General features: G+C 77.1%; 6 protein-coding genes. All 6 read right to left on the minus strand.

Translation table 11 applies throughout. From position 1 onward, the window contains the following. Positions 1-62 precede the first annotated feature (62 nt). Positions 63-16,208 (minus strand): type I polyketide synthase, encoded by a 16,146-nt coding sequence (locus QSK52_RS21830; RefSeq protein ID WP_435053318.1) that lies wholly within the window; start codon positions 16,206-16,208, stop codon positions 63-65. Positions 16,209-16,290: 82 nt separating this feature from the next. Beyond that, positions 16,291-17,490 (minus strand): cytochrome P450, encoded by a 1,200-nt coding sequence (locus QSK52_RS21835; protein WP_285737813.1) that lies wholly within the window; start codon positions 17,488-17,490, stop codon positions 16,291-16,293. Further along, the gene (locus tag QSK52_RS21840) at positions 17,487-18,827 is read right to left on the minus strand and encodes a methylaspartate mutase (RefSeq protein ID WP_285737814.1); all 1,341 of its coding nucleotides are present in this window, start codon (positions 18,825-18,827) and stop codon (positions 17,487-17,489) included. The genes QSK52_RS21835 and QSK52_RS21840 overlap by 4 nt, the downstream gene beginning before the upstream one ends. Further along, a complete protein-coding gene (locus QSK52_RS21845) occupies positions 18,814-19,218 on the minus strand; it encodes a cobalamin B12-binding domain-containing protein (RefSeq protein ID WP_285737873.1) in 405 nt (134 codons plus the stop codon). Before QSK52_RS21845 ends, QSK52_RS21840 begins: the two co-directional genes overlap by 14 nt. A gap of 119 nt (positions 19,219-19,337) precedes the next feature. Beyond that, complete coding sequence (locus tag QSK52_RS21850) at positions 19,338-20,603, minus strand: type III PLP-dependent enzyme (protein ID WP_285737815.1); 1,266 nt, start codon at positions 20,601-20,603, stop codon at positions 19,338-19,340. Next, positions 20,600-22,132, minus strand: coding sequence for an AMP-binding protein (locus tag QSK52_RS21855; RefSeq protein ID WP_285737816.1), 1,533 nt, complete (start codon positions 22,130-22,132; stop codon positions 20,600-20,602). The genes QSK52_RS21850 and QSK52_RS21855 overlap by 4 nt, the downstream gene beginning before the upstream one ends. Between the last annotated feature and the right edge of the window lie 139 nt (positions 22,133-22,271).

Raw genomic sequence — 22,271 nt, forward strand, 5'->3', positions numbered from 1 at the left:
CGCGTTGTCCGAGACCGCCTGGCGCAGGGCCGCGACGATCCGCTCGGTGGATTGGGACTCGCTCACGACTGCTCTTCCTGTCCGCCGTAGACCGACTTCATCAGTTCCTCGACGCTCATCTCGGCGATCTCCTGCCGGATCGACGCGTCCTCGGCGGCGGTGCCGCCGTCCGCCCGGTCGGCCGGGGCCGCGGGGGCGTCCGGGACCAGTTCGTCGAGCAGGTAGTCCGCGAGCGGCTGCGCCGTCGGGTAGTCGAAGACCAGCGTCGCGGGCAGGCGCAGCCCGGTCTCGGCGCCGATCCGGTTGCGCAGCTCGACGGCTGCCAGGGAGTCCAGGCCCAGGTCGGTGAAGCCCTTGTCGGGGTCGATCTGGGAGGCGTCCTCGTAGCCGAGGACGCCCGCCGTGTGGCGCAGGACCACCTCCAGGACGGCCGCCGTCCGCTGCTCGGGGGTCATCGCCGCCAGCCGCGCGTCCAGGGCCGCCACCGGGGCGGCGCCGGCCGCCGCGGCGGCCAGGGTGCGCCGGGCCGGGCCGCGCTGCAGGCCGCGCAGCAGGGCCGGGGGTTCGGGCAGCGCCTGCCCGGCCGGGGCCTGCGGGCGCGGGGTCAGCTTGATCGGGGCCAGGGCCGGGTCGGCGGTGCCGAGCGCGGCGTCGAACAGGGCCAGGCCCTCCTCGGCGGTCAGCTCGGCGACGCCGGAGCGGGCGAGCCGCTCCAGGTCGACCTGGTCCTCGCTGCCCTGCCACGGGCCCCAGGCCAGGGCCTTGGCGGGCAGGCCCTGGGCGGCGCGGTGCTCGGCGAGGGCGTCGAGGAACACGTTGGCCGCCGCGTAGTTGGCCTGTCCGGCGGTGAGGACGAGGCCGCCCGCCGAGGAGTAGAGCACGAAGGCTGCGAGGTCCAGCCCCTTGGTCAGCTCGTGCAGGTGCCAGGCGGCGTCGACCTTGGGCCGCAGGACGGCGTCGACCTGTTCGGCGGTCAGCGAGCCGAACACGGCGCTGTCCATCAGGCCCGCGGCGTGCACGACCGCGGTGAGCGGGTGCTCGGCCGGGACGGCGCCGAGCAGGGCGGCCAGCGCGTCCGGGTCGGCCGCGTCGCAGGCCGCGACCGTCGCCTCGGCGCCCGCCTCGGCGAGTTCGGCGACCAGCTCGGCGGCGCCGGGGGCGTCCGGGCCGCGGCGGCCGGTCAGCAGCAGGTGCCGCACCCCGTACCGCTCGGCCAGGTGCCGGGCCAGGTGGCCGCCGAGCAGACCGGTGCCGCCGGTGATCAGCACGGTGCCGTCCGGGTCCCACCCGGCCGGGTCGGCGGGGAGCGCCTCGGCCCGTTCCAGGCGCGGCAGCCAGACCGCGCCCGCGCGGACCGCGGCCTCCGGCTCGCCCGCGGCGAGGACCGCGGGCAGCGCCCGCAGCGACTCGGGCGTCCCGTCGGTGTCGACCAGGACGATCCGGCCGGGGTTCTCGGTCTGCGCGGAGCGGACCAGGCCCCACAGCGGCGCCTGCACCAGGTCGGGGCCCCCGCCGTCGGCCGGGGCGGTGACGGCGCGGGTGGTCAGCACGACCAGGCGGGCGTCCGCGTACCGCGGATCGGCCAGCCAGTCGGCGACCTGCGCCAGCGTCCGCCGGACCAGTGTCCGGGCCGCGTCCGGGACGGAACCGGAGTCGGTGCCCGCTTCGGCGCCGGGGGCGCAGGCCAGGACGGCGACCTCGGGGCGCTGCGCCCCGTCGGCGGGGAGCAGCGGGAACGGCAGGGCGGCTGCGCCGCCGAGCAGCGCCCAGCCCGCGGGGGCGGCCGCCGGGTCGGCGACGGGGCCGCGCTGCCAGCCGATCCGCAGCAGCGCGTCCCGGGCCGGGTCGGTGCCGCCGAGGCGGTCGGCGGTGACCGGGCGGACCACCAGCGAGTCGATCCGGCCCACCGGGGAGCCGGTCGGGTCGGCCAGCTCCAGGGCGGTGCCGCGGGCGCCGGGCCGGACCGTGACCCGCAGCGCGTTCGCGCCCGCCGCGTACAGCCGCACGCCCGTCCAGGCGAACGGGATGGTGGCCTCGCCGACGGCCTTCGGGCCGCCCTCGGTGAGGAAGTCCGTCGCGCCCAGGGCGGAGTCCAGCAGCGCCGGGTGGATGCCGAAGCCCGCGGTGTCGGTGCCCTCCGGGAGGGCGATCTCGGCGAAGACCTCGGCGGGGGCGCCGTCCGCGTCGCGGCGGCACCAGACCGCGCGCATCCCCTGGAACACCGGGCCGTAGCCGAAGCCGAGTTCGGCCAGGTCCGGGTAGACGCCGCCGATGTCCACCGGCTCCGCGCCGACGGGCGGCCACGGGTCGGTGCCGGGGGCGGGCGGTGCGGCCAGGTCGCCGCGGGCGAGGGTGCCCGCCGCGTGCTGGGTCCACGGCGCGCCGACGGCCGCCGCGTCCCGCGAGTACACGGCCAGCGTGCGCCGACCGCCCTGTTCGCCGCCGAGCACCACGCGGACGCTGGTGGCGGCGCCGTCCCGCAGGACCAGCGGGGCCTGCTGGGTCAGCTCCTCCAGCAGGTCGAAGCCGACCTCGTCCCCGGCCCGGACGGCGAGCTCCACGAACGCGGCGCCGGGCAGCAGCACGGTGTCCATCACCCGGTGGTCGCGCAGCCAGGGCTGCCGGGCGGTGGAGAGGGTGCCGGTGAGCACCACGCCGCCGGTGTCCGGGAGTTCGACCACGGCGCCCAGCAGCGGGTGCCCGGCGCGGTCGACGCCGACCGAGGTCGCGTCCCCCGCGGGGGCGGTGGCGTTGAGCCAGTACTCCTTGCGCTGGAAGGCGTAGGTCGGCAGCGCGACCTTGCGGGCGCCGCGGCCCGCGAACACGCCCTGCCAGTCCACCGGGACGCCGCGCACGTGCAGCCCGGCCAGGGCCTGCAGGACCGTCCGGGCCTCCTCGCCGGTGCGGCGCAGGGCGGGCAGCAGCACCTGGCCGTCGCCGGTGGCGTGCCCGGCCATGCCGGTCAGCACGGCGTCCGGGCCGAGCTCGAGGAACCGGGCGGTGCCGCTGGCGGTGAGGGTGGTGACGGCGTCGGCGAAGCGGACGCTCTCGCGGACGTGGCGCACCCAGTACTCCGGGGAGCCGAGCTCCTCGGCGGTGGCGAGCCGGCCGGTGAGGGTGGAGACCACCGCGGTGGTCGGCGCGCTGTAGGTGAGCCGGGCGGCGACCGCGCGGAACTCGTCCAGCATCGGCTCCATCAGGGCCGAGTGGAAGGCGTGCGAGACGGTCAGCGCCTTGGTGCGCCGGAAGCCCGCGGCGACCTTGGCAACCGCTTCGGCCTCGCCCGAGACCACCACCGCCTGCGGCCCGTTGACCGCCGCGACGTCGACGCCGGGGACGAGGGCCGCGCGGACCTCCTCCTCGGTGGCGGCGATCGCGGTCATGGCGCCGCCGGCGGGCAGGGCCTGCATCAGGCGGGCGCGGGCGCCGACCAGGGTGCAGGCGTCCTCCAGGGACCAGACCCCGGCGGTGTGGGCGGCGGCGAACTCGCCGATCGAGTGCCCGGCGACGTAGTCGGGCCGCACGCCCCAGGACTCGTAGAGCCGGTACAGGGCGACTTCCAGGGCGAACAGCGCGCACTGGGCGTAGCCGGTGAGGTTGAGCGCCTCGGCGTCCGACCACATCACGTCCTTGAGCGGACGCTCCAGGCCCTTGTCGAGGAAGGCGCACGCCTCGTCGAGCGCGGCGGCGAACACCGGGAAGGTCCGGTACAGCTCCTGGCCCATGCCCAGGCGCTGCGAGCCCTGGCCGGTGAACAGGAACGCCAGCCGCCCGGTCGAGCGGGCGGTCGCCTTGACCAGGCCCGCGGCCGCGCCGCCCGCGGCCAGGTCGGTCAGGGCGCGCACCGCCGCCGCGCGGTCCGCGGCCAGCACCACCGCGCGGTGGTCCAGGGCGGAGCGGGTGGTGGCCGCGGAGTAGGCCGCGTCCAGCAGCGAGGTCGAGTCGTCCAGCCGTGCGGCCAGCCGGGCGGCCTGCTCGCGCAGGGCGTCCGCGGTGCTGCCGGACACCGCCAGCGGGACCAGCGGCAGCTGCGGGGCGGACGCGGCGGCCCGCTCCGGCTGCGGGTGGCGCACCGGCGGGGCCTCCTCCACGATCACGTGGGCGTTGGTGCCGCTGATGCCGAACGAGGAGATGCCGGCCCGGCGCGGGCGGCCCTGCGCGGTCCACGGCCGGGCCTCGGTCAGCAGCTGCACGTTGCCGGTGCTCCAGTCCACGTGCGGGGACGGGGCGTCGACGTGGATGGTGCGCGGCAGCAGCTCGTGGCGCAGCGCCTGCACCACCTTGATCACGGCGGCGGCGCCGCCCGCGGCCTGCGCGTGGCCGATGTTGGACTTCACCGAACCCAGCCACAGCGGCCGGTCCCCGGGCCGGTCCTGGCCGTAGGTGGCCAGCAGCGCCTGGGCCTCGATCGGGTCGCCGAGCCGGGTGCCCGAGCCGTGCGCCTCGACCGCGTCCACGTCCGCCGGGGTGAGGGCCGCCGCGGCCAGCGCCGCCCGGATCACCCGCTCCTGGGACGGGCCGTTCGGGGCGGTCAGGCCGTTGGAGGCGCCGTCCTGGTTGACCGCGGAGGCGCGGACCACGGCCAGCACCTCGTGCCCGTTGCGGCGGGCGTCGGAGAGCCGCTCCAGCAGCAGCAGGCCCGCCCCCTCGGCCCAGCCGACGCCGTCGGCCGCCGCCGCGAAGGACTTCGAGCGGCCGTCGGGCGACAGCACGCCCTGGCGGCTGGAGTCGACGAACAGGTCGGTCGCGGACAGCACCGTGACACCGCCGGCCAGCGCCAGCGAGCACTCGCCGTTGCGCAGCGACTGGGTCGCCAGGTGCAGGCTGACCAGCGAGGAGGAGCAGGCCGTGTCGACCGTCAGGGACGGGCCCTCCAGACCGAACAGGTAGGAGATCCGGCCGGAGACCACCGCGCCGGAGCTGCCGTTGGCGAGGTAGCCCTCGACGTCTGCGGGCGCGTCCTTCAGGCGGCTGCCGTAGTCGTCGTACATGGCGCCCGCGAAGACGCCGGTCAGGGTGCCCTTGAGCGACCTCGGGTCGATCCCGGCGTGCTCGATGGTCTCCCAGGCGGTCTCCAGCAGCAGCCGCTGCTGCGGGTCCATGGCCATCGCCTCGCGCGGGCCGATGCCGAAGAACGCCGGGTCGAACATGGCGGCCTCGTGCAGGAACCCGCCCTCGTGGGCGTAGGTCTTGCCGCGCTTGCCCGGCACCGGGTCGTAGACGCCGTCGACGTCCCAGCCGCGGTTGGTCGGGAACGCGGTGACCGCGTCGACCTCGTCGACCAGCAGGCGCCACAGGTCCGCGGGGGAGGCGACGCCGCCCGCGTAGCGGCAGCCCATGCCGATGATCGCGATCGGCTCGTCGGAGCGGCCGCGGGCGGTGGTCGCGGACTTCGCCGCGGCGACCGGCTCGGCGCTCTCCAGCAGCCGGCCCATGATGAAGTCGGACACCGCCCGGGCGGTCGGGTAGTCGAAGACCATGGTCGCGGGCAGCGCCAGGCCGGTGGCGGCGTTCAGCGCGTTGCGCAGCTCCACCGCGGCCAGCGAGTCGAAGCCCAGCTCCTTGAACGCCCGGTCCCCGTCGATCGCCGAGGCGTCGGCGTGGCCGAGCACCGCGGCGATCTGCCCGGACACCAGCTCCAGCAGCACCCGCTCGCGCTCCGCCCCGGCCAGGCCGGCCAGACGCCGGGCCAGCGCCAGCCCGCCGCGGGCCGGGCCCGCGGTGCGCGCCGCGCGTCGCGCCGGGGCCGGGGCGAACGCGCGCAGCAGGGCGGGCAGTTCGTCGGCGCGGGTGCGCAGCACGGCCTGGTCCAGCCGCAGCGCGGCCAGCACCGCCGCCTCCGTGCCCAGCGCCCGGTCGAACAGGGCCAGGCCCTGGTCGGTCTCCAGCGCGGGCATGCCCTGGGCGGCCATCCGGCGCAGGTCCCCCTCGCCGAGCTCGCCGCCCAGGCCGGTGTTCAGGTTCCACAGCCCCCAGGCCAGCGCCGTGGCGGGCAGCCCGGCGGCGCGGCGGTGCTCGGCCAGCGCGTCCAGGAAGGTGTTCGCGGCCGCGTAGTTGGCCTGGCCGGAGGCCAGCACCAGGCCGCCCGCGGAGGAGAACAGCACGAACGCGGACAGCTCCAGACCCGCGGTCAGCTCGTGCAGGTGCCAGGCCGCGTCGACCTTCGGCGCCAGCACGGAGTGCAGCTGCTCGTCGGTCAGCGAGCCGACCAGGGCGCCGTCGGCGGTGCCCGCGGCGTGCACGACCGCGCTCAGCGGCCGGTCGGCGGGGACGGCGGCCAGCAGCGCCGCGACGGCGGCCCGGTCCGCGGTGTCGCAGGCCGCGACCGTCACCTCGGCGCCCAACGCGCCCAGCCGGTCCGCCAGTTCGGCGGCGCCGGGCGCGGCCGGGCCGCGGCGGCTGGTCAGCAGCAGGTGCCGCACGCCGTGCGCGGTGACCAGGTGCTCGGCGAGCAGGGCGCCGAGGCCGCCGGTGCCGCCGGTGACCAGGACGGTGCCGTCGCCCAGCGGCCGCTCGGCGGCCGCGGCGGGCGCCGCCTCCTCGACCAGGCGCGGCAGCAGGACGGCGCCGCCCCGGACGACCGCCTCCGGCTCCCCGGCGGCGAGCACCGCGGGCAGCAGGTCGAGCGCGCCGCCGTCCTGCGGGTCGGCGTCGGAGTCGACCAGGACGAACCGGCCCGGGCTCTCCGCCTCGGCGGCCCGGACCAGGCCGGGCACCGGGGCGTGGCCCAGGTCGCCGGTGCGGGTCAGCACCAGCAGGCGGGAGCCGCGCAGCCGCGGCTCGGCCAGCCAGCCCTGCAGCTCGGCCAGCACCAGGGCGGCCACCAGGTGGGCCCGCTCCGGCAGGTCGGCGCCGGTGGCGGCGGACTCGGCCGGGCAGCGCAGTACGGCGACGGCCGGGGCCGCGGCGCCCGCGTCCAGGGCGGCGACCAGGGCGGCGACGTCCCGGTGCGGGTCCGCGCCCGGGGCGTCCCCGGCACCGATCAACGCCCAGTCGGCGGGCAGCGGCGCCGCGGTGGCGGCGGGCAGCGGGGTCAGGTCGATCCGCAGCAGCGAGCCCTGCCCGGCCTGCGGCCCGGCGCCCAACGGCTGGGTGCCGGCCGGCCGGGAGACCAGCGAGGCGACCGAGGCGACCGGGTTGCCCTCGGCGTCGGCGACCTCGATGGCGGACAGCTCGTCGCCGTCCAGCCGGGTGATCAGCACCCGCAGCTCCCGGGCCCCGGCCGCGTGCAGGGTCACGCCGTTCCAGATGAACGGCAGCAGGGTCGCGCCCTGGCCGTCGTCCAGCAGGTCGGCGTGCATCGCGGCGTCGAGCAGCGCCGGGTGCAGGCCGAACGCGGCGCCGGTGGCGCCGATCTCCTCGGGCAGCGCGACCTCGGCGAACACCTCGTCGCCGCGCCGCCAGGCCGCCCGCAGGCCCTGGAAGGCCGGGCCGTAGCCGTAGCCGCGGGCGTTCAGCCGGGCGTAGGCGTCGGTGACGTCGAGCTCCTCGGCGCCCGGCGGCGGCCACTCGGCCAGGCCCGCGGGCTCGACGGCCCCGGCCCGGGTCAGCAGGCCGGAGGCGTGCTTGGTCCACGGGTGGTCGGGCAGGTCGTCGGGCCGCGAGTGCACCTCGAACCGGCGCCGCCCGTCCTGCTCGCCCTCCACCAGCACCTGCAGCGCGACGCCGCGGTGCGCCTGGTCGCCGCCGGGCAGGACCAGCGGCGCCTCCAGGGTCAGTTCCTCCAGCGTCCGGTGGCCGACCTGGTCGCCCGCCCGGATCGCCAGCTCCACGAAACCGGTGCCGGGCACCAGGATCGCGCCGTTGACCACGTGGTCGGCCAGCCAGGGCTGGCGGCGGGCGCTGATCCGGCCGGTCAGCACCACCGAGTCGGTGCCGGGCAGCGGCACCACCGCGCCCAGCATCGGGTGGTCGGCGGCCAGCTGGCCCACCGCGGAGACGTCCCCGGCCGGGACCGGGTCCAGCCAGAACCGGCGGTGCTGGAAGGCGTACGTCGGCAGGTCCAGGCCGCTCGGCGCGTCGCCCAGCAGCGCCGGCCAGCGCACCTCGGCGCCGCGGGCGTGCAGCAGGGCCAGCGCGGCCAGCAGCGCCGGGGCCTCCGGCCGGTCGCGGCGGCAGGACGGCACGAACACCGGCGCGGCCGCGCCCCCGGACGCCTCCGTGCAGCGGGCGCCCAGCGCGCTCAGCACCGCGTCGGGGCCGAGCTCGACGAAGGTGCGCACGCCGTCGGCGGCCATCGCCCGCACCGCGTCGGCGAACCGGACCGCCCCGCGGGCGTGGCGCACCCAGTAGTCGGCGGAGCACAGGTCGGCCCCGTCGGCGGGCGCACCGGTCACGGTGGAGACCACCGGGATCCGCGGCGCCCGGTACGCCACCGACTCGGCGACGGCGCGGAACTCCGCCAGCGCCGGGTCCATCAGCGGCGAGTGGAAGGCGTGGCTGACGTTCAGCCGGTGGGTCTCCGCGCCGCGCCCGCCGACCAGGCGCACCAGCGCCTCGACGGCCTCCGCGGCCCCGGAGACCACCACCGAGCGCGGTCCGTTCACCGCGGCCACGTCCACCGGCCCGACGCCCTCGGCGAGGCCCGCGAGCAGTTCGGCGGCCTCCTCCTCGGTGACGCCCAGCGCGGCCATCGCGCCGCCCGCGGGCAGCGCCTGCATCAGCGCGCCGCGGGCCGCGACCAGCCGGGCCGCGTCCGCCAGCGAGAGCACGCCCGCGGCCTGGGCCGCGGCCAGCTCGCCGATCGAGTGCCCGGCCAGCACGTCCGGGGTCACGCCCCAGGACTCCAGCAGCCGGAACAGCGCCAACTCGACCGCGAACAGCGCGGCCTGGGTGTACTCGGTGCGGTCGAGCAGGCCGTCGCCGTCGCCGTCGCCGAGGACCACCTCGCGCAGCGGCCGCCACCGCTCGGGCGCCCACGCCTCGCCGCCCGCCCGGGCCGCGTGCACGGCCCCGTCGACGGCCGCGGCCACCGCGTCGAACGCCGCCGCGTACGCCGGGAAGGCCGCGTGCAGCTCGCGCCCCATCCCGACCCGCTGCGCGCCCTGTCCGGAGAACAGGAAGCCGACCCGGCCCTCGCCCGCGGTGTCCAGCACCAGCTGGGTGCCCGTCCCGCCCGCGGCCAGCAGCTCCAGGCCGGCCAGCAGCTCCTGCCGGTCGCCCGCGAGCACCGCGCCGCGCTGCTCGAACGCCGAGCGGGACGCGGCCAGTGCGGCGGCCAGCGCGGGCAGCGGCAGCTCCGGGCGCTCCGCCAGGAAGCCCCGCAGCCGCTCGGCCTGCCCGCGCAGCGCCCCGGCGGTGCGGCCGGACAGCAGGAACGGCAGCACCTGCGGGTCGGCGGCGGGCGCCGGCTCGACCGGCTCGACCGGCTCGGCCGGTCCGGCCTGGTACTCGCCGACGATCACGTGCGCATTGGTGCCGCTGATGCCGAACGAGGAGACGCCCGCCCGGCGCGGACGGCCGTCCGCCGCCCAGTCGCGGGCCTCGGTCAGCAGCCGCACGTTCCCGGCGCTCCAGTCCACGTGCGGGGACGGCGCGTCCACGTGCAGGGTGCGCGGGAGGACGCCGTGGCGCAGCGCCATCACCATCTTGATGACGCCCGCGACGCCCGCCGCGGCCTGGGTGTGCCCCAGGTTGGACTTGACCGAGCCCAGCCACAGCGGCTGCTCGCGCTCCTGCCCGTACACCTCCAGCAGCGCCTGCGCCTCGATCGGGTCGCCCAGCGTGGTGCCGGTGCCGTGCGCCTCGACCGCGTCCACGTCCGCCGCGGACAGCCCGCCCGCGGCCAGCGCCTGCCGGATCACCCGCTGCTGGGCCAGCCCGTTCGGGGCGGTCAGGCCGTTGGAGGCGCCGTCGTGGTTGACGGCGCTGCCGTCGACCACGGCCAGCACCCGGTGCCCGAGCCGCTCGGCGTCGGACAGCCGCTCCAGCAGCAGCACGCCCGCGCCCTCGCCCCAGCCGGTGCCGTCCGCCGCCGCCGCGAAGGACTTGCAGCGCCCGTCCGCGGCCAGGCCGCGCTGGCGGCTGAAGTCGATGAAGGTGTCCGGGGTCGACATCACGGTGACGCCGCCCGCCAGGGCCAGCGCGCACTCGCCGCGGCGCAGCGCCTGGATCGCCCAGTGCATCGCCACCAGCGAGGAGGAGCAGGCGGTGTCGACCGTCACGGTCGGGCCCTCCAGGCCCAGCGCGTACGAGACCCGGCCGGACACCACGCTGGCCAGGCTGCCGTTGCCCAGGTAGCCCGCGGTCTCCTCGGAGACCGCGCCCCGGCCGGTGCCCCAGTCGTGGTACATCACGCCCGCGAACACACCGGTGTCGCTGCCGCGCAGCGACAGCGGGTCGATCCCGGCCCGCTCGATCGCCTCCCAGGAGACCTCCAGCAGCAGCCGCTGCTGCGGGTCCATGGCCTGCGCCTCGCGCGGGCTGATCTCGAAGAACTCGGCGTCGAACTCGGCCGCGTCGTGCAGGAACGCGCCCTCGCGGGTGTAGCTGCGGCCCGGACGGCCCGGCTCCGGGTCGTAGATGGACGCCTCGTCCCAGCCGCGGTCGGTCGGGAAGCCGCTGACCGCGTCCACCCCGTCGTGCACCAGCCGCCACAGCTCCTCGGGGGTGGCGACGCCGCCGGGGAAGCGGCAGCTCATCGCGACGATCGCGATCGGCTCGTCCTCGCGGACCGCCACCTGCGGGCGCACCGCGGCCGCGGTGGCGGCCGGGCCCGCCAGCTTCGCCAGGATGTGGTCGGCCAGCGCCCGCGGGTTCGGGTGGTCGAAGACCAGGGTCGCGGGCAGCCGCAGGCCGGTCGCCGCGTCCAGGCCGTTGCGCAGCTCCACCGCGGACAGCGAGTCGAAGCCCAGGTCGCTGAAGGCCCGGCGGACGCCGATCGCCTCCGGACCGGAGTGGCCCAGCACGGCCGCGGCCCGCGAGCGCACCAGCTCCAGCACCGCCCGCTCGCGCTCCGCCTCGGGCAGCGCGGCCAGGCCGCTGACCGCCCCGGCGGGCCGGGCCGCGGACGCGGCCGGGCCCCGGCGGCGGGCGTGCGGGCCCGCGACGTCCAGCAGCAGGGCGGGCAGCGCCTCGCCGCGGGCCGCCAGCGCGGCCCGGTCCACCCGGACCGGCACCAGCGACGGCCGGCCGGCGCCCAGCGCCCGGTCCAGCGCGGCCAGGCTCTCGGCGGCGGTCAGCGGGGCCAGGCCCAGCCGGGAGATCCGCCGCCGGTCGGCGTCGGACAGCGCCGCGCCCATGCCGTCCACGTCCGCCCACAGGCCCCAGGACAGCGCCAGGGCGGGCAGCTCCAGCGAGCGCCGGTACTCCGCCAGCGCGTCCAGGAAGGCGTTGGCGGCCGCGTAGTTGCCCTGGCCGCCGCCGTCGGCCAGCGCGGCGGACGAGGAGAACAGCAGGAACGCGGACAGCTCCAGGCCGCGGGTCAGCTCGTGCAGGTGCCAGGCCGCGTCCAGCTTGGGCCGCAGCACCGCCTCGACCTGCTCGGCGGTCAGCGCCCCGACCAGGCCGTCGGCGACGGTGCCCGCGGCGTGCGCCACGCCCGTCAGCGGGTGCGCCGGGTCGATCCCGGCCAGCAGCGCGGCCAGCGCCCGCGGGTCGGCCACGTCGCAGGCCGCCGCCTCGGCGTGCGCGCCCGACGCCGCCAGCTCGGCCAGCAGCTCGTCGGCGCCGGGGGTCGCCGGGCCGCGGCGGCCGACCAGCAGCAGGCGGCGCACGCCGTGCTCGGCCACCAGGTGCCGGGCCAGGGCCGCGCCCACGCCGCCGAGGCCGCCGGTGACCAGGAAGGTGCCGTCCGGGTCGATCGCGGAGGCCGTCCAGGCAGGGTCCGCGGCGGTCGCGGTCTCGGGCAGCCGGGTCAGCCGGGGTACCAGCAACGCCCCGTCCACCAGCCGCAGTTCGGGCTCCCCGGCGGCCGCCGCGGCGGCCAGCTCGGCGGCGCCCACCGGACGGTCGGCGCCGTCCAGGTCGAGCAGCACGAACCGGCCCGGGTGCTCGGCCTGCGCCGAGCGCACCAGACCGCGCACCGGCGCCGCGGCCAGGCCCGCCGCGGTGGACGGGACGGCGGCGCCGCGGGTCACCACGACCAGCTTCGAGGCGGCGAACCGCTCCTCGGCCAGCCAGTCGCGCAGCACGCCCAGCACCCGGTGCACGTCCTCGTGCGCGGCGCCGGGCAGCGCCCCCGCCGGGTCGGCGGGCAGCACCGGCAGCAGCACCACCGCGGGCGCGGCGCCCGCGCCGTCCGGCAGCGGGGAGGCCGGCAGCGGGGAGGCCAGCACCGGCAGGCTCAGGCCCCACGGGTCCGCGCCGCCCAGCACCGCGAGCCCGGCGCCGCCGGTCGCGGCCGCGGGCGGGGCGGGCTTCCAGACCACCTCGTACAGCGGCTCGCTGCGGGCGGCCCGCAGCGCGTCGGCCGCCACCGGCAGCGACCGGAACGCGGCGACCTCGGCGACCGGCGCGCCGGTGCCGTCGGCCAGCGCCAGCGCGACGCCGCCGCCGGGCAGCGAGTCGATCCGCACCCGGAGGGCGGCGGCCCCGGCCGCGGCCAGGCGCACGCCGCTCCAGGCGAAGGGCAGCCGGATCTCCTCCGGCTCCCGGGCCTCGCCCGGGGCGAAGTCGGTGGCGTGCAGGACGGCGTCCAGCAGCGCCGGGTGCAGGGCGAACCCGCCGCCGTCACCGGCGAGTTCGACCTCCGCGAAGACCACGCCGTCCGCGCCGCCGGCGCCCTCGGTGCGCCAGACCCGGCGCAGGCCGCGGAACAGCGGGCCGTAGCCGTAGCCCTGGTCGGCCAGCTCCTCGTACAGGCCGTCGACCGGCACCGGGCGGGCCCCGGCCGGGGGCCACGGGGCGAGGCCGGCGGGCGCGGCGTCCCCGGCGGCGACGGCCAGGGTGCCCGTGGCGTGCCGGGTCCAGTCCGCCTCCCCGTCCCACTCGCCGCGCGAGTACACCTCGACCGTGCGGCGCCCGTCCTGCTCGGCGCCGACCACGACCTGCAGCGCCAGCGCGCCGTCCTCCGGCACCGCCAGCGGCGCCTGCAGGGTCAGCTCCTCGACCAGCTCGCAGCCGACCCGGCCCGCCGCGTGCAGGGCCATCTCGACGAAGGCGGTGCCGGGCAGCAGCACCACCCCGGAGATCACGTGCTCGGCCAGCCACGGGTGCTCGTCCGGCGCGAGCCGCCCGGTCAGCACCAGCCCGGCCGACCCGGCCAGGCCCACCTCCGCCGACAGCAGCGGGTGCGCGGAGGCGGTCAGGCCGAAGCCCGCCGCGTCCCCGGCGCCGCGCGGTGCGGCCAGCCAGTAGTGCTCGCGCTGGAAGGCGTACGTGGGCAGCGCCACCGTGCGGGCGCCGCGGCCCGCGAACACGCCCGCCCAGTCGACCGCGACGCCGTGGGCGTGCAGCTCGGCCAGCGCGGACAGCACCGCCTCGACCTCCGCCCCGGTGCGGCGCAGCGCGGGCACGAAGGGCAGCTCGGTCTCGCCCGCGGCGGCCGCGCACTCCTCGGCCAGCGCGCTCAGCACCCGGTCCGGGCCCAGCTCCAGGCAGGCGCCGACGCCCAGCCCGAGCACGGTGGTGACGCCGTCGGCGAAGCGGACCGCGTGGCGGACCTGGTCCACCCAGTACCGCGGGTCGTTCAACTGCTCGGCGGTGGCGAGCTTCCCGGTCAGGTCGGAGACCACCGGGATCCGCGGCGGCGCGTACTCCACCACCTGCAGGACCTGCTCGAACTCCGCCAGCATCGGCTCCATCAGCGCCGAGTGGAAGGCGTGCGAGACCCGCAGCGCGGTGGTGCGCCGCCCCTCGGCGGCGAAGGCCGCGACGAGCTGCCCGACCTGCTCGGCCGGGCCGGAGACCACCACCGCGCCGGGGGCGTTCACCGCGGCGACGTCGACGCCCGGCAGCAGCGCGGCCCGCACCTCCGCCTCGGTCGCGGCCACCGCGGCCATCGCGCCGCCCTCCGGCAGCGCCTCCATCAGCGCGCCGCGGGAGGCCACCACCAGGCAGGCGTCGTCCAGCGACCAGACGCCCGCCACGTGCGCGGCGGCCAGCTCGCCGATCGAGTGGCCCAGCAGCACCGACGGCGTCACGCCCCAGGACTCGTACAGCCGGTAGAGCGCCACCTCCAGCGCGAACAGCGCGCACTGGGCGTACTGGGTCCGGTTCAGCGCCTCGGCGTCGGTGCCGAACCACACCTCGCGCAGCGGGCGCTCCAGTTGCAGGTCGAGCCGGTCGATCACCTCGTCCAGGGCCCGCGCGAACACCGGGAAGGCCCGGTACAGCTCGCGGCCCGCGCCCAGGCGCTGCGCGCCCTGGCCGGTGAACAGCACCGCCAGGCCGCCGGGCCGGGCGGAGCCGGTGCGCACCGCCACCCCGTCCGGGGCGGTGTCGGCGGCCAGCGCGGCCAGGCCGCGCAGGGCCTCCTCGCGGCTGCCCGCCAGCACCACCGCGCGGTGCTCCAGCGCGGCCCGGGTGGTGGCGAGCGAGAACGCGGTGTCGGTCAGGGCGGCGTCGGAGGCGGCCAGGAAGTCGGCCAGCCGCCCGGCCTGGGCGCGCAGCGCCCGCGGGGAGCGGGCGGAGACCGGCAGCAGCACCGGGGCGGCGTCGGCGGGCTCCGCGGCGGGCCCCCCGGCGGGCTCCTCGGCGGCGACGGCCGCCGGGGGCTGCTCGACGATCAGGTGCGCGTTGGTGCCGCTGACGCCGAAGGAGGAGACGCCGGCCCGCCGGGGCCGCTCGCCCGCGGGCCAGGGCCGCTCCTCGGTCAGCAGCCGGACGTTGCCCAGGCTCCAGTCCACGTGCGGGGTCGGCGCGTCCACGTGCAGGGTGCGCGGCAGCACGCCGTGCTCCATCGCCATCAGCACCTTGATCAGGCCCGCGGCGCCCGCCGCGGCCTGGGTGTGCCCGATGTTCGACTTGACCGAGCCGAGCCACAGCGGCTCCTCGCGGTCCCTGCCGTACGCGGCCAGCAGCGCGCCCGCCTCGATCGGGTCGCCGAGCCGGGTGCCGGTGCCGTGCGCCTCGACGGCGTCCACCTCGTCGGGGGCGAGCCGGGCGTCGGCCAGCGCCGCCCGGATCACCCGCTGCTGGGCGAGGCCGCTGGGCGCGGTCAGGCCGTTGGAGGCGCCGTCGGAGTTGATCGCCGAGCCGCGCACCACGCCGAGCACCCGGTGGCCGTTGCGCAGCGCGTCGGACAGCCGCTCCAGCACGAACACGCCGACGCCCTCGCCGAAGCCGGTGCCGTCGGCCGCGGCCGCGAACGGCTTGCACAGGCCGTCCTCGGCCAGGCCGCGCTGGCGGGCGAAGGAGGTGAACACGCCGGGGCCGCCCATCACGGCGACGCCGCCGGCCAGCGCCAGCGGGCAGTCGCCGCGGCGCAGCGCCTGCACCGCCAGGTGCAGGGCGACCAGCGAGCCGGAGCAGGCGGTGTCCACGGTCAGGGTGGGGCCCTGCAGGCCGAGGGCGTAGGCGACCCGGCCGGAGACCACGCTCGGCGCGTTGCCGGTCAGCAGGTAGCCGTCCATCCCGTCCGGGGCCTCGTGCAGGCGCGGCCCGTACTCCTGGGCCTCGGCGCCGATGAACACGCCGGTGCGGGTGGCGCGCAGCGAGGCCGGGTCGATCGCGGCCCGCTCCAGGGCCTCCCAGGCGGTCTCCAGCACCAGCCGCTGCTGCGGGTCCATCGCGGACGCCTCGCGCGGGGAGATGCCGAAGAACTCGGCGTCGAACTCGCCCGCGTCCGGCAGGAACCCGCCGACCCGGACGTAGCTGGTGCCGGGCGTGCCCGGGTCCGGGTCGTAGAGCGCCGCCAGGTCCCAGCCGCGGTCGGTGGGGAAGGGGGATACGGTGTGCCGACCGTCGGCGACCAGCTGCCACAGCTGCTCGGGGGAGCTGACCCCGCCGGGGTAGCGGCAGCCCACGCCGACGATCGCGACCGGCTCGTCGGCGTCCGCGGCGGCGGGCCGCCCGGGCTCCGGCTCGGGCTCCGGCTCGGCGTCGCCGACCAGGCCGGAGCGGATCAGCCGGGCCAGCGCGCCGACCGTCGGGTGGTCGAAGACCACCGTGACCGGCAGGTCGAGGCCGGTGTCCGCGACGAGCCGCGTCTGCAGCTCGACCGCGGCCAGCGAGTCGAAACCGAGCTCGCTGAGGGGAGTTCCGGGATCCACCGTCCCGGGCGCGTCGGGCACGAAGGCGCCCAGTACCGCCACCACCCGCTCCCGCACGAAGCCGAGCAGGAAGCCGTAGGACGTGTCGTCGAACAAGATGGGCATTGCCGAAACTCCCCTAATCAGGAACAGGAACCGATCACCAACCGACCGGCATGGAAACCGGTCCCCGCACGATCACGCCGAACTGCCACTGCACGGACTCCCGGCCACCGGGCAGGTGCAGGTCCGGGAAACGCTCCAGGAGGGCGGCCATCGACTCCTGCAGCTCCAGGCGGGCCAGCGCCGCCCCGATGCAGTGGTGCGGGCCGTGCCCGAACGCCATGTGCGGGTTCACCTGGCGGGTGATGTCGAGCTGTTCGGGGTCCTCGAACACCTCGGGGTCGCGGTTGGCCGCGGCCAGGGCGGGCATCACCGGGTCGCCGGCCCGCACCACCACGTCGCCGAAGCGGACGTCCTCGGTGGCGTACCGGGCGAACATCGCCGCCGTGTTGACCGGCACGTAGCGCAGCAGCTCCTCGACCGCGGAGGGCAGCAGCTCCGGCCGGGAGCGCAGCAGCGCCAACTGGTCGGGGAAGTCGGCGAGCAGGGTGAAGAAGAAGCTGGGCAGGCCGGAGGAGACGGTCTCCACGCCGCCGGTCAGCAGCCCGGGTCCGGCGATCGCGATCAGCTCGTCTTCGGTCAGCTTGTCGCCGTCGTCGCGGGCGTAGACCAGGGCGCCGAGCAGGTCGTCGGTCGGCTCCTCGCGGCGCTTGGCGATCAGCGCGGACATGTACTCGCCGAGCTCGCCGCCGATCTCCTCCAGCACGTAGCCGTTCATGGTGGAGTCGTTGGTCAGGCCCTCGGTCCACTTGCGGAAGGTCTGGTGGTCGGAGAACGGCACCCCGAGCAGGTCGCAGATCACCGACACCGGCAGCGGCCGCGCCATGTCCTCGACCAGGTCGGCCGGTTGGCCCTTCTCCACCATCGCGTCGATCAGGCGGGCGCAGCGGAACCTGATGTCGGCGCGCATCTGCTCGACCCGGCGGGCGGTGAACGCCTTGTTGACGAGCTTGCGCAGCCGGGTGTGGTCCGGCGGGTCCATGCCCATGATGCCGTCGCCGGTCAGCTCCTTGCGCAGCCGCGGCTGGTCCAGGCCCTGCGCCATCTCGCGGCTGAACCGCGGGTCGGCCATCACCAGCTTGACGTCGGCGTAGCGGGTGGCCAGCCAGGCCGGCTCGCCGTAGGGCAGCCGCACCCAGCTCATCGGCTCCTCGGCGCGCAGCTTGGCGTACATCGGGGAGACGTCGACTTCCGTCATGTCGAACGGGTAGTCGCGGATCTGGCGGTCGGACGTCATGCCGGTTTCCCTTCCAGGATCTCGTGCTCTGCCGCGCCGACCGGCCGGTCGGCGCCACGGTCGAGGGCGACCGCGTCGAACCTGTCCTGCACGTGGCACAGGGCCTTCGTCAGGTCGCCGGAGGTGATCCGGCGCCCGGGGCGCACCGGGGCGATGCCCTGCAGCGGCACGCCGCCCAGCTCCGCCCAGCACAGCCGGCCGGCCTCGTCCAGGTAGCTGCGGCTGCGCCCGGCGTTGTCCGGGTGCAGGCAGTACGGGACGTCCAGCAGGCCGCGCTTGAAGGCGCCGACCAGGGCGCCGCCGACGCCCCCGCTGCCGACGCCGTCGAGGACCGCCGCGACCAGCGCCGCCGCCTCCCGGTACACCTGGCTGTCGGTGCCGTCGGCGGGCGCCGCGGGCGGCGCGTCCGGCCCGGCCAGCTGCCGCCGGCGGTCCCGGGCGACCGCGGCCGCGTACTCCAGGGCGTCCACGTTGTGCTGCACGGTGGGGATCCGGCTGGACTCCACCGAGGTCTTGACGATCAGCCGCTCCGAGCCGGTGTCCACGGCCAGCCGGGCCGCCGCCGCCAGCAGGGCGTTCGCGCCCGCGACCGTCCGCGGGTACACGCCCATGTACGCGTAGACCACCACGTGCCAGTCGGCGTCCGGCAGCAGCTGCCCGGCCAGCGCCCGCAGCGCCCGGATCGCCTCGGCGTCCTGCTCGGCGTCGGTCTGCTGGGCGTAGCTCAGCGACAGTGAGCGGATGCCCAGGCCGTGGAAGAACACCGCCTCCAGCACGCTGATCGCCACCAGCTGGCTGGGCGGGCACAGTTGGCCCAGCATGCAGCCGCCGAAGGTCTCCAGGTGCGGCCGGACGCCGCGCTCGGCGGCGTACTCGGCGGCCAGCTCGCAGGACGCCTCCCAGTTGCGGACCGACTCGTCCAGCGGGGTGCGCCCGTAGGGCAGGCAGTAGGAGACCGGGCCGCCCTCGGTGGCGTGCAGCCCGGCGTCCAGCAGCGCGCCGAAGATGTGCAGCGGACGGGCCGAGCCGTGCCGCACCTGCACCGGGAAGCCCCGCTCGGCCAGGCCCGCGACCACGCCGCGGGTCACCGCCGCCGGGTAGGTGACGATCGGGTAGCCGTTGAGGCCGACGCCGTCGCGCAGCGCCGCCCGGACCGACTCCAGGTCGCCGGTCCGGGTGTAGCTGTCCAGGGTGATGGTGCCGACGGTGTCGGCGTCGGCCCGCTCGACGGCCTCCAGCCCGGCCCGCATCAGCGCCGGGTCGGCCATGCCCATCCGCGGCTGCACCACCAGGGCGCCGCGCGCGTGGACCTCGCGCACGTGGTCACCGAAGTTCATGGGCCTGCCGCTCGGAGAGGCGGCCGAGCAGGCCGGTGAACGCCGCGATGCCCTCCGGCCGGTCGTCGAACACGGCGTCGAACCCGGCGCCGAGCAGCTCCTCGATGTGCTCGGCGCTCTCGCCGCCGGTGATGCCGAGCTTGCCGCCGATCAGCACCGGCAGCCCGGCCAGGTCGGCGTCCGCGCGCAGCCGCCGGATCACCCGCAGGCCCTCGTGGTAGCCGTGCCCGTTGACGCTGGAGAGCACCAGCAGCGCCGGGCCGCGCTCGCGGCACTCCGCCAGCAGCATCTCGTCGGGCACCGTCGCGCCGAGGTTGACCACCTCGAAGCCGAGCTCCTCGATCAGCAGCTGCAGGAAGACCAGGTTCCAGGTGTGCGCGTCGGAGGCCATGCTGCTGACCACCACCGTGCCGCGCGGCGGCACCGGCCCGGCGGAGCGCTGCGCGGGCAGCGGCGCGGCCGGCCGGGCCACCGTCCCCGCGCCGCCGGCCGTCCCGTTCGTCGGGCCGCTCACCGGTCCGCCTCCGCCGCTTCGGGAGCCTCGGTGCGGACCAGCTCCAGCCGGGTCGCCGAGACCACCTCGCCGCCGCGCACCAGCACCTCCACCGGGGCCGGGCGGCTGAGGAATCCCAGCAGGCTCGCACTGACCCCGTACGCGCCGACGTTCGGCACCACCACCACGTCGCCGGGCGCCAGCTCCGGCAGGTGCACGTCCCGGCCCAGCGAGTCGCCCGGGGTGCACAGCGGCCCGACCAGGCTGGCCCGCTGCTCCGGCTCCGCGCCGTCGAGCTGCACCGCGGCCGGCAGCAGCCGGCCCAGGCCGGACAGCCCGCCCAGGGTGTTGATCCCGGCGTCCAGGATCACGAAGCGGTTGCCGCGGCTGTCCTTGACGTTGACCACGCCGCTGACCAGGAAGCCGCTGCCGCCGACCAGGTAGCGGCCCGACTCCACCGCCAACTGCGGCGCGCCCGCCCGCCACCCGGGCAGGTGCAGGTCGAGGATCCGCTCCAGCTCGGCCGCCAGCTTCGGGTACGCGGCGCGCTCGCCCGGCACCGCGTACGGGGAGGAGAAGCCGCCGCCGATGTCCAGCAGCTCCAGCGGCAGGCCCACCTCCTCGGCCAGCTGCACCGCGGAGAGCACCGTCCGCTCGAACTCGCCGATCAGCCCGGCCTCGTCGACCGCGTTGCTCATCGTGAAGAAGTGCGCGCCGACCACCTCGGTGCCCGGCACCGAGGTCAGCAGCGGCATCAGCTCCGGCAGGGTCTCGCTGTCGATGCCGAACTGCGAGGGCTTGCCCATCATCCGGATGCCGGTGTTCGCGGCCTTCGTCCCGGCGCTGTTGACCCGCAGCAGGCAGCGGGCCACCGCGCCCAGGCGCAGCGCGGCCCGGCCGACGTGCTGCAGGTCGGTGTACGACTCCACCGAGAAGATCCGCACCCCGCGGCCGATCGCGTACTCCAGTTCGGACGCGGTCTTGCCGGGCCCGGTGTACAGGCACTCGGCGGCGGTGTACCCGGCCGCCAGCGCGGAGTCCAGCTCGCCCGGCGAGCTGATCTCGGCCCGGCACGGGCGGGTGCCGCCCACGGCGCCCTCGCGCAGGGCGCGGGCCAGTGCGGGGTGCGGGTTGGCCTTGAACGCGTAGTACAGCTCGATGCCCTCGGGCACCGCGTCGGCCAGTGCCCGGTGGCCCTCGTCGAGCAGGTCCAGGTCGTAGACGTACAGCGGGGTGCCGTAGCGGGCGGCCAGCTCCCGGTAGCGGTCGGTCGGGCGGTTCACCGGGCGTCTCCCGCGGTCGTGGCGGCCGTGCGGGTCGGGGCGGTGGGGGCGGTCGCGGGGGTGGCCGGGGCGGCGGCCGGGGCGGTCTCGGCGTCGAGCAGCCGGGCCAGTTCGGCGGTGGCGTTCTTGCCGTGCGCGGTCAGCGGGAGGCGCTCCAGCACCCGGCACTGCGAGGGGACCTTCTGCGGCTCCAGGCGGCGGGCCAGCTCGCGCAGCACGGTGTGCGGCGGCAGGTCGGCCTCGACGAACAGGCACAGGTCGCGGGCGTCGGTGGGCGGCACCACGGCGGCGGCGTGCACCCCGGGGACGTCCAGCGCGGCGGCCTCGATCTCCAGGGTGCTCATCCGGATGCCCTTGCGCTTGAACATGTCGTCCCGGCGGCCCTCGAAGTACAGGTAGCCGTCCTCGTCGAGGCTGCCGTAGTCGCCGGTGTGCAGGCGCAGCGCGCCGGTGACCGGGTCGGGCCGGAAGGCGCGGGCGGTCAGCTCGGGCGCCCGCCAGTAGCCGGGCATCACGTGCGGGCCGGCCGCGACGATCTCGCCGACCTGCCCGGGGCCGAGCTCGGTGCCGTCCTCGTCCAGGATCAGCACCCGGGTGCCGGGCAGCGGCAGGCCGACCGAGTCGGGACGGTGCTCGTCCAGCTCCGGCGGCATCACGGTGATCCGCTTGCACTCGGTCTGGCCGAACTGGCGCACCACCCGGGCCCCGTCGAAGTGCTTGCGGAGCTTCTCGATGGTGGCCTGCGGCAGCGCCGCCCCGGTGTTGGTGAACATCCGCACCCGGTTCGGCTCCTCGGTCAGCGTCTCCCGCTCGGCCAGGGTCGCGATCATCGAGGCCAGCGAGGGCACGATCGGCACCACGGTGGCGCCGGTGCTGCGGATCAGGCCCAGCAGCCGCAGGTCCGACTCGGCGCCCGCCAGCACGATCTCGGAGCGGCCGTGGCAGGACAGCAGCACCTTGTACAGGCCGTAGTCCCAGGAGACCGGGAAGCGGCAGAACACCACGTCGTCGTCCCGGTAGCCGAGCACCTGGCCGATCGACATGGTGGCGAAGGCGATCTGCGCGTGCGGCTCGACCACACCCTTGGGGGCGGCGGTGCTGCCGGAGGTGTAGACCAGCACGGCGACGTCCTGCGGGGAGACCGCGGTCGGCTCGGCGAGCGCGCCCCCGGCGGCGGAGCGCTCGATCCCGGCCCAGGTGTCGGCGGCGTCGGCGCCGGTCAGCACCAGCACCGGCTCGGCGTTCGCGACGACGCCGTTCAGGTGGTACTGCTTCATGCCCGGGTTGAGCGGCACGAAGACCGCGCCGCGCCGCGAGACGCCGAACATCAGGGCGACCAGCTCGCGGGTGGTCTCCCACTGCACGACGACCCGGTCGCCGTGCCGCACGCCGCGCTGCTGCAGCCAGTGCTCGGCGGCGCGGCTGTAGCGGGCCAGCTCCCGGTAGGTCCACCGGCCGGTCGCGTCCCGGACGGCGGGCGCGTCGGGGGCGAGGGCTTCGGCCTCGTCCAGGAAGGAATGGACAAGCATGGTGCGGGTCAGATGACCGAGGGTGTCCACAGGCTTGCTCCAAGCCACGAGAAGGAGACGCGACGAGGCAGTGTCGCGAGGGAATTCGCAGGGGTCGCGCTGGTCCGCTCCGAGAAACTAACGGCCGCTCAGGCGGGAA

This window comes from Kitasatospora phosalacinea (assembly GCF_030268885.1).
In the GTDB taxonomy this organism is placed as follows: Bacteria; Actinomycetota; Actinomycetes; order Streptomycetales; family Streptomycetaceae; genus Kitasatospora; species Kitasatospora phosalacinea_C.